Raw genomic sequence first — 14,999 nt, forward strand, 5'->3', positions numbered from 1 at the left:
CTATTGTTTTGCTATAGTTTGTTTTTGTTTTAAAGATTCGCTTAATGAAGCACCTTTTAGAAATAAAGTAAAAAGTGCGAAATTTTTGGGTTTAAATACCGACTTGAATAAAAACTTAATAGTTAACCACCATCTCAAAATTTCATACGCCAAATATCCTGAGTTTTTTCGCAATACGTATAATAAAGATATTTTAAGTTCTTTTTTTATTGCTAAACTCTTTCCTGTGCTTTGTCCTTTGAAATGTGTATATCTCCCTTCCGGAACTAGAAAACAATCACCATTTTTTATGTGTTTGGCGATTCTATAACAAAGGTCTGTTTCTTCATAGTACAGAAAAATATTAGTATCAAACCCTCCAACTTCATCAAAAGCGTCAGCCTTTGCAACGAGAAATGATCCAGGAACACTTTGTACTTTCACAGGGTTCGTATAAACTTTTTGTCTTTTCGGATATTTTTTAGGATTTATTTTTTCTAAAATACCACGGCCAAAAAGCTCTCTTCTCAAACTTAAAAAATGATCAAAAGACTTTTGTACATTGCCATTTTCATCATATTGTTGTGGACAGCAAATGGCAGCATTTTTGTTACTTTCAAGGAAATCAAATACTATTTTTAAGCAGTCATTTTGTAAAATGGTATCATTATTTACAAAGGCATAATATTTACCATTTGCAAATTGCACTCCATGCATATTACCACCTCCAAAACCGGTGTTGAATTTACTTCTAACAAAGGTTAAATTTGGCAAGTCTAGAGATTGAATAGCTGTCTCTAGAGACGTATAGTCTTCAATTTCAGAAGCATTGTCAACTACCACAAATTCATACGAAATCTCAGAAGAAGTTTGTTCTTGGATAGATTTAATACAATCTACAGTAAAAGTGGAAGAGTTGTAATTAATAAGTATTACAGAAATGTCTATCATAGGTTAGCCTTGAGCATAAAAATCAAAAGTACAAGTTGAAAACAGATTAAGCAAATGAATATGATTTCGTTTCCATGTGCAGGTACTTTTTATTTGAATATATTTGCAAAAAACCAAATGAATGGATTACGAAAATAAGCCCGAAGGTTACTACGATAATATACGTCATGAAATGATCAAATATCTACCCGATAATCCTAAAAAGATCATTGATATTGGGTGTGGTAATGGCGCTTTTGCAGAAGTTTTGAAAGAGCAAACTGGAGCAGAGGTCTGGGGTATAGAGTATATGGATGATGAGGCTCAAGTTGCTAAAGATAGATTGTTTAAAGTATTCTCTGGAAAATGTGAAGATTATCTAGATGAACTTCCAGATAACTATTTTGACGCTATTTATTTTAATGATGTCTTAGAGCATTTGGTAGATCCTTACATGGTTTTGGACAAGATAAAACATAAACTTACTCCAGAAGGGGTGGTAATAAGTTCTATACCAAATGTAAGGTATCATAATACTTTTATGCGGGTATTGGTAAAAAAGGATTGGATGTATGAGGACTTTGGGGTTATGGATAGAACACATCTTAGGTTTTTTACAGGCAAAAGTATTAGACGAATGTATGAAGAGCTAGGGTATTTAGTGGTAAATCATGAAGGTATTAATAAAAGTAAATCGATTAAGCCATATCTATATAATATACCAGTTTTATTTACTCAGTTAGACATAAGGTATCCACAATATGCTACTGTTGCTAAGTTTAAAAGATAATATGCTTGTTAATGCAAAATAAATTTATACTACATCCTGAATATGAAGCTTCTAGGGCCAAAATAAAAGAAGTAATATCCAATTTCGAGAGTTATTCTAAAATTTTAGGAGCTGCAGAACGTAACATTATAAAAATTGCTGAGGTAGATGGGAAGGAGTATACTATTAAATCTTTTAAAATCCCCAATATTATAAATCAGGTAGCGTATAAGTTTTTAAGAAAATCAAAAGCACAAAGATCATATGAATATGCAAATAAATTGCTGGACTTTGGTATAAATACTCCATTTCCTGTCGCTTATGATTTATATACAACACTTTTCTTATTCAAAAAGAGTTACTATGTTAGTGAGCTGGTAGATTGTGATTTGACCTATAGGGAGTTAACCACAGATTTCGGTATTCCAGATCATGAAGAGATATTAAGAGCTTTTACTCGTTTTACATATAAATTGCATGAAAATGGCGTGAATTTTCTAGACCACTCTCCTGGAAATACTTTAATAAAAAGAAAAACTGGAGGAGGATACGATTTTTATTTGGTTGATCTCAATAGAATGGAGTTTGGGCCCATGAATTTTGAAACTAGGGTGAAAAATTTTGCGAAGCTTACTATTCATAAATCTATGATTGAGATCATGAGTAACGAATATGCAAAATGCACAGGAGAAGACGAAGAAAAAATATTTCAACTCATGTGGCAGACTACCAAAGAATTTCAGGATAAATTTTATAGAAAAATCAGAATTAAAAAAAGAGTATTCTTTTGGAAGAAAAAGTATAAAACTATGCCTTCCGATTCTCCGATTTAATAATCTCCCTCAATTTTATATACTTTAAAAATGTAAGATTAGCAGTTTGAAGACAAATAATAAAGCCATTTAAACCGTCTAAAAAACCTAACCTTAAAAAGTAAGCTTTAAAAAAAGCCCACCACGGATTAAATAAAATTTTCCATAACGTAGCTTTTTTACCAAGCTCAAAATAGGATTGAGCAGAAATAGAAGAAAACTTTTCAATTTGGGTATTGTAAGCACTGTATGTAGGGTAGTTCCAATGTAAAATATCACCTTTGAGTTTACCGCAATTTTTTGGATCGTGTAGTTTGTAAGAATCATGTGGATTAATACCTTTCCATTCTCCTTTGCCTTTTACAAAAGCACGTAGTTTTTTGTCGGGATACCAATCTGAATGCTTGATCCATTGTCCACAAAAGTTATTGTAGCGGTTCATATAATAACCATCATATACCCAATTTGATTTTAATTTTAAAAGTGTCTCCTGTAGTTTGGGAGATAATGCTTCGTCTCCATCAAGAGATATGATATGATCATGAGTAGCTTGGTTGATGGCAAAGTTCTTTTGTTCTTTATAACCAAGAAATTTTTGCTTTACGAATTTCACATCATATTTTTTGCAAATTTCTTCGGTGCGATCTGTGGAGAAGGAATCTACAACGACAATTTCATCAACCACATCTTTTAGAGATGCTAGACATGTTTCAATTTTTCGTTCTTCATTATATGTAATGATTACTCCAGAGAGTTTTACCATTGTCAGTTCCTTTTTTAAATATGATTTTGCGCAAAAATAACCATTTTTACCACATGAATTATTCTTAGTATGTACAGCTACAAAAATATATCCTTCGATATACCTCTATCTTGTTATTTAAACAGTTGCATTAGATAGCTCTTTAGTTGAGGGATAATTAATTCGGGTGTGAAATATTGGTATAGTTCTATTGATTGATCTTTAAGAGATTTAGGTGAGCTATCATCAAAGAGGTCAGGCCTTACATCGGCCAAATGAATGGAGTCATGATCTAGGCCGTCTTCAAACATATTCCAGTCTTTTTTGATGATCCAAGGAGAAAAAATTGTAAAAGTAGGTATATCTAGTGCTTTGGCCATGTTTACTGCTCCTCCTTCATTTCCGATCAATGCATCACAGTGAGATAAAATGGCAATAAAGCCACGAAGACTTTTTGCATATACATTAAAGTGAATACATTTTTGTGTACGCGGGAGCGTATATTCATAAATAGTCTTCACATCTTTTTCCTGACTTGGGATGTAATTGAAAAGGATATTTGCTTTGGTTTGGTATTCAATTTCATCAATTAGTTTAGCCATGTATTTTAGAGGAAGGGTTTTACGCTCTTCGCTTCCCAAAACACTGATCATAATTAAGGGAGTTTTGGCATCAATACCATTAGACTCAAGAAATTCTTTGGCTTGTTCTTGTTCTTCTTTGTCAAGAAAAATTCGCGGTTTTACAATTTCGGTGGCTATTCTATGTTCGGGTAAAACTAATCTTAGTCTATTTTCTATTGCTGTACTAGCATTGGTTAACGTCTCAGATTTTCTATGAATAATGGTATTGTAAATAAATTGGGTATACCACTTATAGAAAGAAACGCGCTTAGGTGCTCCAGAGAACAATGTAATCAAATTACTCTCCAATTTCCCAAAGGCATCAATTACATAATCATATTTAGATTTTCGTATTTCTTTCAGAAATTTAAATAGTTCTTTTTTACTATCTCGATATTCTTGTTTAAACTCTATAATATTGTCAAAAAAAGGATTGTTTTTTATAACAGGTTTTGTATTAGTGTATATCAGATAATCAATGGTGGCGTTGGGGTATTCCTTCCTTAAGGTCTCACAAATAATAGAGCCTGTAAGGACATCACCAATCATTTTCTGCTGAATAACTAAGATTTTCATAAGCTATTTGTCAAAATAATTGAGCTTGTTTTAAGTCGCAAAACAAGCTCAATGTCAAAAATATCTTCTTCGTTTTACTAAACGGCTACATCATACTCACGAAGCGCATCATTTAGAGAAGTCTTTTTGTCTGTACTCTCTTTACGCTTTCCAATAATCAAGGCGCATGGAACATTATATTCACCAGCAGCAAATTTCTTGGTGTAACTTCCCGGAATAACAACTGACCCAGCAGGAACAACACCTTTTCTTTCTACAGGGGTATCTCCAGTAACGTCAATAATTTTTGTCGAGGCAGTCAATACTACATTAGCACCTAATACCGCTTCTTTTTCTACCCGAACACCTTCTACAACAATACACCTAGATCCTATAAAGGCATTATCTTCAATGATTACGGGGGCCGCTTGTAAAGGCTCTAGTACGCCTCCAATACCAACTCCGCCACTGAGATGAACATTTTTACCTATTTGTGCACAACTACCTACTGTAGCCCACGTGTCCACCATAGTGCCCTGATCTACGTAAGCTCCAATATTAACATAACTTGGCATTAAAATAGTGCCAGGAGAAATAAAAGCTCCATGTCTAGCAACTGCATTAGGTACAACGCGAATACCTTTGGCTTCGTATCCTCTCTTTAAAGGAATTTTATCATGATATTCGAAAATACCAGCCTCAAGAGTTTCCATTTTCTGAATAGGGAAGTATAAAACAACTCCTTTTTTTACCCATTCATTAACTTGCCATCCACCTTCTACAGGTTCGGCAACTCTTAACTCACCTTTGTCTAGTAGGTTAACGACTTCTCGAATAGCTTCTTGTGTTGAAGGTTCTTTCAAAAGCTCTCTATTATCCCAAGCTTTTTCTATAGTTTCTTTTAGTTGGTTCATTGATTAAAAATTTTGGTAAAGATAATAGCTTCGGTGGAAAAAAGTACGGATAAACCATATTTTAGGAAACCATTAATAAATAAGGTCTTTTTATAATAAAATCATACTTTTGCAAAAAAAATTAGATGGCTCGTATTTTGGCAATAGATTATGGAGGGAAACGTTGTGGTATAGCTGTAACAGATGAATCCCAAATCATAGCTTCGGGGTTAACCACCGTAGATACTCATGAACTATTGCCTTGGTTAAAGGAGTATGTTTCTAAGGAAGAAATCGAACTTTTCGTTGTGGGAGAACCAAAAAGGTTACATGGAGAACCTTCAGAAAGTGAAAAGTTAATTCAGCCTTTTTTAGAAAAATTAAATAAGTTGTTACCAAATATTCCTGTAAAAAGAATAGATGAGCGATTTACTTCTAAGATAGCTTTTGATACTATGATAGCGAGTGGAATTTCTAAAAAGAAAAGAAGAGATAAAGCTCTTGTTGATCAAATAAGTGCGACGATTATACTACAGGATTATTTGTATAATCGATAACGAATAGAAATACATTAAGATATATGATACTTCCAATTGTTGCATATGGAGACCCCGTTCTAAAGAAAAAAGCTAAGGATATCGAAAAAGAATATCCTAAACTTGATGAGCTTCTTGAAAATATGTTTGAAACCATGTACGCTGCACATGGCGTAGGTTTAGCAGCTCCTCAAATAGGTCTTCCTATTCGAATTTTTCTAGTGGATACAGAACCGTTTTCTGAGGATGAAGAATTGTCTGAAGAAGAGCGAGAACATTTAAAAGGATTTAAGAAAGTTTTTATTAATGCTACTATTCTTGAGGAAACAGGTGAAGAATGGGCGTTTACTGAAGGATGTTTAAGCATACCAGATATAAGAGAAGATGTATTTAGAAACGAAACAATCAAAATCAATTATTTTGATGAAAATTTTGTAGAACATACAGAAACGTATGGAGGTTTGGCAGCGCGAGTTATTCAACATGAATACGATCATATCGAAGGAATATTATTTACAGATAAACTTTCTAGCCTCAAAAAACGTTTAATCAAAGGAAAACTTACCAATATCTCTAAGGGGAAAGTAAACGCAGATTATCGCATGCGTTTTCCGTTAGCAAAAAAAGGAAGATAATTAATTTTAAGGTGAGCAATGTTTGATTATTTAAAACGATCTACAGATATTTGCCACCTTCGAAAACAAAACATATGAGTTTAGATAAAATATTGGCGATTTCAGGAAAGCCAGGGCTTTATGAATTAAAAACACAAACCAGAAGTGGTTTCTTGGCAGAATCTCTAATCGATGGGAAAAAGCTATCAGTAAGTATACGACATAATGTAAGTGTGCTTAGCGAAATAGCTATCTATACCTTTTCTGAAGAGGTTCCGCTAAGGGAGATTTTTCAGAAAATACAGGAAAAAGAGAATGGAGAACAAGCTATAAGTCACAAAGAATCGAAAGATAAATTGATAGCGTATTTCAGTGAAGTTTTACCAGATTATGACGAAGATCGAGTATATGCAAGTGATATGAAAAAAGTTATACAATGGTATAATATTCTCCAATCAAAAGGAATTACAGATTTTTCAGATTCTGAAACCAATTCGTCTGAAGAGGAAGAATAAACGTATAGATCATCATATATAATAAATCCTGTCATTAGACAGGATTTGATTTTTTAAACACTTAATTGTTTGAATTTCAGTTGTTAATGAAGTATGGATAAGTTCCTGAAATATTGCTTAATATTCAATGCAGCGTTTCACTACTTCTTTGTATTTTTGCGCAGAATTCAAACGCAACAGATAAAATTTTAGTTTACATGGCTAACACCAAATATGTTTTTGTAACCGGAGGTGTTTCCTCTTCTTTAGGAAAAGGAATTATTGCAGCTTCATTGGCTAAATTGCTTCAAGCAAGAGGGTACAGGGTTACTATTCAAAAATTGGATCCATATATTAATGTAGATCCAGGTACTTTAAACCCTTATGAGCATGGTGAGTGCTATGTAACTGACGATGGTGCAGAAACAGATTTAGATTTAGGACATTACGAGCGTTTTTTAAATACTCCTACTTCGCAAGCCAATAATGTAACTACAGGTAGAATTTATCAAAGCGTTATAGAAAAAGAAAGACGTGGAGAATTTTTAGGAAAAACAGTTCAGGTAGTTCCTCACATTACTAATGAGATCAAAGAAAGAATCCAAATTCTGGGTAAGAGCGGCGATTATGATATTGTAATTACCGAAATAGGAGGGACTGTAGGAGATATAGAGTCTTTACCATATATAGAAGCTGTACGTCAATTAAAATGGGAATTAGGAGACACAAATGCAATAGTGATTCATCTAACATTAATTCCATATTTATCTGCAGCAGGAGAATTAAAAACTAAACCGACCCAACATAGTGTGAAAACACTGATGGAGAGTGGAATAAAAGCTGATGTATTGGTGTGCAGAACCGAACATGAACTATCTGATGATTTACGTCGTAAGCTGGCTCTTTTCTGTAATGTAAAACCAGAAGCGGTTATTCAATCTATTGATGCATCTACCATTTATGATGTGCCAAATCTTATGCTGGAGGAAGGTCTAGATGCGGTAGTACTAAAACAACTGGTTTTACGTGACGATAATACTCCAAATTTAGAAAATTGGAATAAATTTCTACAAAGGCATAAGAATCCAAAACATGAAGTGACTATTGGGTTAATAGGAAAATATGTTGAACTACAGGATTCATATAAGTCTATTTTAGAGGCTTTTATACATGCAGGAGCAGAGAATGAGGTAAAAGTAAATGTGGTTAGTATACATTCTGAATATATTGATGATGCTACAATTGCTAAAAAGATAGCACACCTTGATGGTATTTTGGTTGCTCCTGGATTTGGAGAGCGAGGTATAGAAGGAAAAATAAAAGCGGTACAGTATGCAAGGGAAAACAAAGTTCCTTTCTTTGGAATTTGTTTAGGAATGCAAATGGCCGTAATAGAATATTCACGCAATGTTTTAGGATTAAAAGATGCCTGCTCTGTTGAGGTAGATGAAAATACCCCTAACCCGGTAATAGATTTAATGGAGGAGCAAAAGAATATTACCGATATGGGAGGCACAATGCGTTTAGGAGCTTGGGATTGCCAATTGGCTGAGGGGAGTAAAGTCTTTGAAGCGTATGGAAAAGAACTAATAACAGAACGTCACCGCCATCGTTATGAATATAATAATTCATATAAGGAACAATTAGAAAACGCAGGATTACAAACAACAGGGATTAATCCTAAAACTGGTTTGGTAGAAATTATTGAAATTCCAGAGCATCCTTGGTTCGTTGGTGTGCAGTATCACCCAGAATATAAAAGTACTGTTGCCAATCCGCATCCTTTGTTTATAGCTTTTATAAAAGCAGCCGTAGCATATTCAAATAGTGCCAAAGGTGCCAAAGTGTCACAGGGGTAATAATTGGCGAGATAATTGACATTAAAAGATTAACATAAATCTCTAAAGCCTTTTCCACAATGTGGGATAAAGGCTTTTTATACATAAATTGATGGAAGAAAAGAAATTTGACCTTAATTCGATTATTGGATTCACCCTTATTTTTGGAATCATAATATGGATGTTCTATCTAAATCAGCCAACTCCAGAGGAAATCGAAGCAGAAAAAGCCAAGCAAGAACAACTGGAAAAAGAAAAAAAAGCTGATACCAAAACAGAAACTACTACAGATTTTGTTACAGAAAGCGAAGCAATAGTGGCTAACCCACAGGATTCTGTCGCACTCGCTAGCGCAAAGTCACAATTAGGAGCGTTTGCGTATTCGGCAAGTTTGCCTTCGGCGTCGGATACATTTACAACTATAGAAAATGAATTGTTAAGGTTAAAAGTTAACAATAGAGGAGGGTATATTTCTGAAGCTTTACTGAAGCAATTTAAACGATATGATTCGGTTCCGGTATATTTAATCAAAGATGGTAAGAATGCTTCTTTCAATATCAATTTTGGGACTACAGGTAATAGAATTTTAAATACTAAAGACCTGTTTTTTGAGCCAACGGTGACCAAGAATGGTGAAAATACGGTGCTTTCTATGCGATTAAAAGTGTCTGAAACCAAATTTCTAGAATACCGCTATGAGTTAAAGCCTAACGAATATATGTTAGATTTTACCATACGTTCTCAAGGACTACAACAAGTATTCAATAGCAGTCAATCGATCAATCTAGATTGGAAATTGCAGGCAGCAAGACAGGCCAAAAGTGCTGCATATGAAAACCGATATACCGAAATTATATATGAGTATGATGGTGACAAAGACGATTATGTTGGTCAAGGAGAGTTTGCCGAAGAAGAAGAAGAGAATGTTTCCTGGATAGCTTTTAAACAACATTTCTTTACATCTGTATTACTTACAGATACTCCTTTTAAAACAGCTTCTTTTGAGTCAAAGAATATAGCTGGAAATACCGAAGAAGCAGATAAAGATATTAAGGTAACAAGAGAATTCGCAGCTTCTGTACCTTTGGATCTAAAAGGAGGGGAACTTAATTATGCTATGAATTGGTACTATGGACCTACTGATTATAAAATATTGAATTCTTATGATCGTAATCTAGACGAAATAGTGCCATTAGGATGGGGAATATTTGGTATAATAAATAAGTATTTGTTTATTCCTTTCTTTGGGTTTTTAAGTGGTTTCTTACCATATGGTATTGCAATTATAGTTATGACCATAATTGTACGTATTATTCTTTCTCCTGTAACTTATAAGTCGTACTTATCTCAGGCAAAAATGAAAGTATTACGCCCAGAGATTACAGAAATTAATGAGAAGTATAAAGATAATGCCATGAAAAAACAGCAGGAAACTATGGCGTTATATAGCAAAGCTGGGGTAAATCCTATGAGTGGTTGTTTGCCGGCTTTAATGCAAATTCCTGTATTTTATGCACTGTTCAACTTTTTCCCAAGTGCATTTCAATTGAGACAAAAGAGTTTCTTATGGGCAAGCGATCTATCAAGTTATGATACAATAGCTCAGCTACCTTTTGAAATACCATTCTATGGAGATCATATTAGTTTATTCCCGATTTTAGCATCGGTTGCTATATTCATATATATGACAATGACAACAGGGCAAACTATGCAAACTCAGCAGCCAGGAATGCCTAACATGAAATTCATCATGTATTTATCTCCGCTGATGATGTTATTTTTCTTTAACAACTATGCTAGTGGATTATCACTGTATTATTTTATTTCTAACTTAATTACTATTGGTATTATGTTGGTTATTAAGAATGTGATTATTGATGAAGACAAGATTCATGCAAAGATCCAGGAAAATAAGAAGAAGCCTAAGAAAAAAGGTAGATTTCAGCAAAAGATGAAGGAACTTATGGAGCAGGCAGAACAACAACAAAAGCAACAACAAAAGCAAAAAACTAAAAAGAAGTAGCATATACATGCCTTAGAAAAGCAAAAAGCTCCTCTAAAGGAGCTTTTTTTGTATTTTAGAGTTGTTTTAATAATTTTAGGTATTAATAAAATTGGTATACTTTTTGGAATTTATCTTCGTTGAAATAAAGTCCCAAATAATGTAATTATGCGAAACATATTTTTACTTTGTGTTTTTATCTGTACAAGTATTGCTCTTTCGGCTCAAGAATATAATCAATTTGATGCTGATGGCAAGAGACATGGAAAATGGAGAAAAAGATACGATAACAGTGATCAAATTAGATATGAAGGTACTTTTGATCACGGTAAGGAGGTAGGTAAATTTAAGTTTTATAAACCAAGTGGAGGAAAGTCACCTACAGCTATTAAAATCTTTTCTAAAGAAAGTGACACAGTCTTAGTGCGATATCTTAGTGTGAAAGGAAAAGTGATAAGTGAAGGAAAAATGGTTCTTAAAGCTCGTATAGGCCTTTGGAAATATTTTCATAATGGATCAGATAAAATAATGATGACCGAGAAGTATGTTGATGGTAAGCTAGATGGTGAGCAATTGACTTATTTTGACAATGGTCAATTAACAGAAAAAACTCAATATCTGGCAGGAAAAAGACATGGAAAAAGAGTCATTTATTCAGAAAAAGGGATCATGCTGAAAGAATATACCTATGAAAATGGTCAACTGCATGGACTAACCAAATACTATGATACTGAAGGGAATCTTATCATAGAAGGAAAATATAAACGAGATCGCAAAGATAGCATCTGGAACTATTATACCAACGGTAAGATTACCGAACGAAAGCTTTTTCCTTTAGAAAAAAGGGGCTGATATTGGTATTGATTTATAAAATATAGATATAGACAAAACCATAAAGCAATACAAAGTATTGCTTTTTTTATTTAGTATTTTTGCGGAAATAATAATAGTTTAAAAACCAAATTGAGGTAAAAGAAAAGGAGTTTTTTGATGAAAAGAGTAATCGTAGGACTTTCAGGAGGAGTTGATTCTAGTGTTGCAGCATACCTGTTAAAAGAGCAAGGGTATGAGGTCATAGGATTATTTATGAAAAATTGGCACGATGATTCTGTAACTATTTCAGATGAGTGCCCTTGGTTAGACGATAGTAATGATGCACTATTAGTGGCCGAAAAATTGGGTATCCCATTTCAAACAGTAGATTTAAGTGAGCAGTATAAAGAACGCATTGTAGATTACATGTTTAATGAGTATGAAAAGGGTAGAACGCCGAACCCAGATGTATTATGTAACAGAGAAATTAAATTTGATGTTTTTCTTAAGATAGCGTTGTCTCTAGGGGCAGATTATGTAGCTACCGGTCACTATTGTAGAAAAGAAACTATAGTAGAAAACGGTAAGGAGGTACATCGCTTATTGGCAGGAAAAGATCTTAACAAAGATCAATCTTATTTTTTATGCCAGTTATCACAGGAGCAACTATCCAAAACATTGTTTCCGGTAGGAGAGCTTCTTAAGCCAGAGGTTAGAGAAATAGCAGCAAAACAAGATTTGGTAACAGCAGATAAAAAAGATTCTCAAGGGTTATGTTTTATTGGGAAAGTTCGTTTACCAGAATTTCTGCAACAAAAATTACAACCCAAACAAGGGGATATTGTTGAGATTCCTTCTTCTGAAGGAAAATATCAGAAAGAGATACCTCAGTTCACATCAAAGAAAGAGGAGCTAGAGTTTTTGTCTGCAAAATATAGTTATTCTGCCGGTGAAGGTAAGGTCGTAGGCCAACATCAAGGGGCCCATTATTATACCAAAGGTCAACGAAAAGGATTAGGAGTAGGAGGCACTCCAGAACCTTTATTTGTAATTGAAACCGATGTAGAAACGAATGTGATTTATACGGGTCAGGGAAAGAATCATCCAGGTCTTTATAGAAAAGCATTATTTATTACCAATGATGAACTACATTGGGTAAGAGACGACTTACGATTGACCGTTGATGAAGAGTTAGAAGTATTAGCCAGAATTAGATATCGTCAACCTTTAGAGAAGGCCAAATTATATATGGTAGACTCTGGTATGTATGTGGTTTTTGAAAATAATCAAAGTGCAATTACTGAAGGTCAGTTTGTAGCCTGGTATTTAGAAGATGAATTAGTTGGATCTGGAGTAATTTCGTAACTTGTGATCACTAAAAAATAATATAGTATAAAACCCCAAAGGTTATGTAATCTTTGGGGTTTTTAAACGCAAAATAAATGAACACAATCAAAGAGTTATTTGGTATAAAATACCCTATTGTGCAAGGAGGAATGATTTGGGCAAGCGGTTGGAGATTAGCGAGTGCAGTAAGTAATGCAGGTGGTTTAGGGCTTATAGGTGCTGGATCTATGTATCCAGAAGTGCTGCGAGAACATATTCAGAAATGTAAAAAAGCTACTGATAAACCTTTTGGAGTAAATGTTCCTATGCTGTACCCGAATCTTGAAGAAATTATTGAGATTATTATCGAGGAAGGGGTAAAAATAGTTTTTACTTCGGCTGGAAATCCAAAAACATATACTAGCTATTTAAAGGAGAAAGGTATTACCGTGGTTCATGTTGTTAGTAGTTTGAAGTTCGCTTTGAAAGCACAAGCGGCAGGTGTTGATGCTATTGTTGCCGAAGGTTTTGAAGCCGGTGGACACAATGGTAGAGATGAAACTACGACTTTGGCGTTGATACCTATGATAAGTAAAGAAATAGAAATCCCTTTAATAGCAGCTGGGGGTATTGCAACTGGAGCTGCAATGTATGCAGTTATGGCTCTTGGGGCAAATGGTGTTCAAGTAGGAAGTCGTTTTGTTGCTAGTGATGAGGCTTCATCACATATCGATTTCAAGAATATGGTGGTAGAGGCCAAAGAGGGTGATACTCAGCTTACCCTTAAGGAACTGGCTCCAGTTAGAATGCTGAAAAACAAATTTTACCAAGACGTCGCTGATCTATATGTTAAAGGTCCTTCTGTTGAAGAATTAAAAGAGCTATTGGGTAGAGCCCGAGCAAAACGGGGAATGTTCGAGGGGGATTTGGTAGAAGGAGAACTTGAAATTGGACAAGTATCTGGGTTAATAGATGATATTAAACCGGCGGCAGATATTGTTACAGATATGATTGCCGAATTTAACAGTACGAGAAAAGAAATGGAAAAACTTTCTATTTAACATATCTATTTATGAATTCGAGAGCAGAGCAGTTAAAAGCGTTTGATAGATTACTAACAATCATGGATGAATTGAGAGAACAATGTCCATGGGATAAAAAGCAAACCCTACAATCTCTTAGGCATTTAACGATTGAAGAAACCTACGAATTGGGAGATGCTATTTTAGATAATGATCTCGAGGAAGTGAAAAAAGAACTTGGGGATCTTATGTTACATATTGTTTTTTATGCTAAGATTGGTAGTGAGACCAACGATTTTGATATTGCCGATGTTGCTAATGAAATATGCGAAAAATTAATAAACAGGCATCCGCATATATATGGAGATGTAAAAGTAGCTAATGAAGAAGATGTAAAAAGAAATTGGGAAAATCTAAAGTTAAAAGAAGGTAAAAAAAGTGTCCTGGAAGGAGTTCCTAGATCCCTCCCTGCAATGGTAAAAGCAAATAGAATACAAGACAAAGTTGCAGGAGTAGGATTTGACTGGGAAGAACCAAATCAAGTATTTGAAAAACTTAAAGAGGAACTTGAAGAACTGCAGCATGAAGTTAATGTTCAGGATGAAGATAAGATAGAATCTGAGTTTGGAGATGTTTTATTTTCTATGATCAATTATGCCAGATTTTTAAATGTAAATCCAGAAAATGCATTGGAACGCACGAATAAAAAATTTATCAAAAGGTTTCAATATTTAGAAAATAAGGCCAAAGAGAATAACAAAAGTTTGAAAGATATGACTTTGGCAGAAATGGATATTTTTTGGGAAGAAGCCAAAAAAATATAACGCTTACTCGATTTAACCTTGCATTTTTGAGCACCAAAAATTAACAAAAATGATGTTTTTCTCCTGTTTTTTTGTGGTTTTTAAGTAATGTTTTAATTTTATTTTAATGCCTTGATCGCCCGTTATTCCTCATTTTAGAGGTAAAATATTATCGGGAAACCCTTCGGTATTAAGGTTTTAAGAAAAACAAATCGTAAATTAGAGAGTATAATTATTTCGAAGATAAT

At 34.0% G+C, this 14,999-nt stretch carries 15 protein-coding genes; 11 read left to right on the plus strand and 4 right to left on the minus strand.

Features of this window, described 5'->3' with window-relative positions:
• Positions 1–930: a glycosyltransferase family 2 protein gene (locus tag M0D21_RS11040; RefSeq protein ID WP_248329393.1), complete on the minus strand. Its 930-nt coding sequence runs from the start codon at positions 928–930 to the stop codon at positions 1–3.
• A 121-nt stretch (positions 931–1,051) separates the two neighbouring features.
• Here M0D21_RS11040 and M0D21_RS11045 point away from each other — a divergent pair, with 121 nt between their 5' ends.
• Together M0D21_RS11045 and M0D21_RS11050 are read left to right on the plus strand one after the other, a co-directional pair.
• Positions 1,052–1,699: a class I SAM-dependent methyltransferase gene (locus M0D21_RS11045; RefSeq protein ID WP_248329395.1), complete on the plus strand. Its 648-nt coding sequence runs from the start codon at positions 1,052–1,054 to the stop codon at positions 1,697–1,699.
• An 11-nt stretch (positions 1,700–1,710) separates the two neighbouring features.
• Complete coding sequence (locus tag M0D21_RS11050; RefSeq protein ID WP_248329397.1) at positions 1,711–2,511, plus strand: lipopolysaccharide kinase InaA family protein; 801 nt, start codon at positions 1,711–1,713, stop codon at positions 2,509–2,511.
• On the opposite strand, the gene M0D21_RS11055 is transcribed toward M0D21_RS11050, so the two are convergent.
• The 3 genes from M0D21_RS11055 to M0D21_RS11065 form a co-directional block, all read right to left on the minus strand.
• Positions 2,486–3,253, minus strand: a complete 768-nt coding sequence (locus tag M0D21_RS11055; RefSeq protein ID WP_248329399.1) for a glycosyltransferase family 2 protein — start codon at positions 3,251–3,253, stop codon at positions 2,486–2,488. The two genes, M0D21_RS11050 and M0D21_RS11055, sit on opposite strands and share 26 nt — an antisense overlap.
• Before the next feature lie 113 nt (positions 3,254–3,366).
• Positions 3,367–4,431: a glycosyltransferase family 9 protein gene (locus tag M0D21_RS11060; RefSeq protein ID WP_248329401.1), complete on the minus strand. Its 1,065-nt coding sequence runs from the start codon at positions 4,429–4,431 to the stop codon at positions 3,367–3,369.
• Between the two features lie 77 nt (positions 4,432–4,508).
• Complete coding sequence (locus M0D21_RS11065) at positions 4,509–5,324, minus strand: 2,3,4,5-tetrahydropyridine-2,6-dicarboxylate N-succinyltransferase (RefSeq protein WP_248329403.1); 816 nt, start codon at positions 5,322–5,324, stop codon at positions 4,509–4,511.
• A 125-nt stretch (positions 5,325–5,449) separates the two neighbouring features.
• Here M0D21_RS11065 and ruvX point away from each other — a divergent pair, with 125 nt between their 5' ends.
• The 9 genes from ruvX to mazG all read left to right on the plus strand — a co-directional run bounded on the left by ruvX (position 5,450) and on the right by mazG (position 14,772).
• Positions 5,450–5,860 (plus strand): Holliday junction resolvase RuvX, encoded by a 411-nt coding sequence (gene ruvX, locus M0D21_RS11070; protein ID WP_248329405.1) that lies wholly within the window; start codon positions 5,450–5,452, stop codon positions 5,858–5,860.
• 23 nt (positions 5,861–5,883) lie between these two features.
• Positions 5,884–6,474 (plus strand): peptide deformylase, encoded by a 591-nt coding sequence (gene def / locus M0D21_RS11075; RefSeq protein WP_248329407.1) that lies wholly within the window; start codon positions 5,884–5,886, stop codon positions 6,472–6,474.
• Positions 6,475–6,548: 74 nt separating this feature from the next.
• Entirely contained in the window at positions 6,549–6,968 is a 420-nt protein-coding gene (locus M0D21_RS11080) for a DUF5606 family protein (RefSeq protein WP_248329409.1), read from the plus strand.
• A gap of 197 nt (positions 6,969–7,165) precedes the next feature.
• Positions 7,166–8,806, plus strand: a complete 1,641-nt coding sequence (locus M0D21_RS11085; RefSeq protein ID WP_248329411.1) for a CTP synthase — start codon at positions 7,166–7,168, stop codon at positions 8,804–8,806.
• 91 nt (positions 8,807–8,897) lie between these two features.
• The gene (gene yidC, locus M0D21_RS11090) at positions 8,898–10,808 is read left to right on the plus strand and encodes a membrane protein insertase YidC (protein WP_248329413.1); all 1,911 of its coding nucleotides are present in this window, start codon (positions 8,898–8,900) and stop codon (positions 10,806–10,808) included.
• 147 nt (positions 10,809–10,955) lie between these two features.
• On the plus strand, positions 10,956–11,639 hold the full coding sequence (locus tag M0D21_RS11095) for a toxin-antitoxin system YwqK family antitoxin (RefSeq protein WP_248329415.1): 684 nt from the start codon (positions 10,956–10,958) through the stop codon (positions 11,637–11,639).
• A 138-nt stretch (positions 11,640–11,777) separates the two neighbouring features.
• A complete protein-coding gene (gene mnmA, locus M0D21_RS11100) occupies positions 11,778–12,965 on the plus strand; it encodes a tRNA 2-thiouridine(34) synthase MnmA (protein WP_248329417.1) in 1,188 nt (395 codons plus the stop codon).
• A gap of 77 nt (positions 12,966–13,042) precedes the next feature.
• Complete coding sequence (locus M0D21_RS11105) at positions 13,043–13,987, plus strand: NAD(P)H-dependent flavin oxidoreductase (RefSeq protein WP_248329419.1); 945 nt, start codon at positions 13,043–13,045, stop codon at positions 13,985–13,987.
• Between the two features lie 11 nt (positions 13,988–13,998).
• Positions 13,999–14,772, plus strand: a complete 774-nt coding sequence (gene mazG, locus M0D21_RS11110) for a nucleoside triphosphate pyrophosphohydrolase (RefSeq protein ID WP_248329421.1) — start codon at positions 13,999–14,001, stop codon at positions 14,770–14,772.
• Positions 14,773–14,999: the final 227 nt, after the last annotated feature.

Source organism: Aquimarina acroporae, from assembly GCF_023195925.1.
Taxonomy (GTDB): Bacteria; Bacteroidota; Bacteroidia; order Flavobacteriales; family Flavobacteriaceae; genus Aquimarina; species Aquimarina acroporae.

Excerpts from the sequence above, each read along its gene's own strand:
- M0D21_RS11040 (WP_248329393.1), bottom strand. The coding sequence starts at position 930 with ATGATAGACATTTCTGTAATACTTATTAATTACAACTCTTCCACTTTT.
- M0D21_RS11045 (WP_248329395.1), top strand. The coding sequence starts at position 1,052 with ATGGATTACGAAAATAAGCCCGAAGGTTACTACGATAATATACGTCAT.
- M0D21_RS11050 (WP_248329397.1), top strand. The coding sequence starts at position 1,711 with ATGCAAAATAAATTTATACTACATCCTGAATATGAAGCTTCTAGGGCC.
- M0D21_RS11055 (WP_248329399.1), bottom strand. The coding sequence starts at position 3,253 with ATGGTAAAACTCTCTGGAGTAATCATTACATATAATGAAGAACGAAAA.
- M0D21_RS11060 (WP_248329401.1), bottom strand. The coding sequence starts at position 4,431 with ATGAAAATCTTAGTTATTCAGCAGAAAATGATTGGTGATGTCCTTACA.
- M0D21_RS11065 (WP_248329403.1), bottom strand. The coding sequence starts at position 5,324 with ATGAACCAACTAAAAGAAACTATAGAAAAAGCTTGGGATAATAGAGAG.
- ruvX (WP_248329405.1), top strand. The coding sequence starts at position 5,450 with ATGGCTCGTATTTTGGCAATAGATTATGGAGGGAAACGTTGTGGTATA.
- def (WP_248329407.1), top strand. The coding sequence starts at position 5,884 with ATGATACTTCCAATTGTTGCATATGGAGACCCCGTTCTAAAGAAAAAA.
- M0D21_RS11080 (WP_248329409.1), top strand. The coding sequence starts at position 6,549 with ATGAGTTTAGATAAAATATTGGCGATTTCAGGAAAGCCAGGGCTTTAT.
- M0D21_RS11085 (WP_248329411.1), top strand. The coding sequence starts at position 7,166 with ATGGCTAACACCAAATATGTTTTTGTAACCGGAGGTGTTTCCTCTTCT.
- yidC (WP_248329413.1), top strand. The coding sequence starts at position 8,898 with ATGGAAGAAAAGAAATTTGACCTTAATTCGATTATTGGATTCACCCTT.
- M0D21_RS11095 (WP_248329415.1), top strand. The coding sequence starts at position 10,956 with ATGCGAAACATATTTTTACTTTGTGTTTTTATCTGTACAAGTATTGCT.
- mnmA (WP_248329417.1), top strand. The coding sequence starts at position 11,778 with ATGAAAAGAGTAATCGTAGGACTTTCAGGAGGAGTTGATTCTAGTGTT.
- M0D21_RS11105 (WP_248329419.1), top strand. The coding sequence starts at position 13,043 with ATGAACACAATCAAAGAGTTATTTGGTATAAAATACCCTATTGTGCAA.
- mazG (WP_248329421.1), top strand. The coding sequence starts at position 13,999 with ATGAATTCGAGAGCAGAGCAGTTAAAAGCGTTTGATAGATTACTAACA.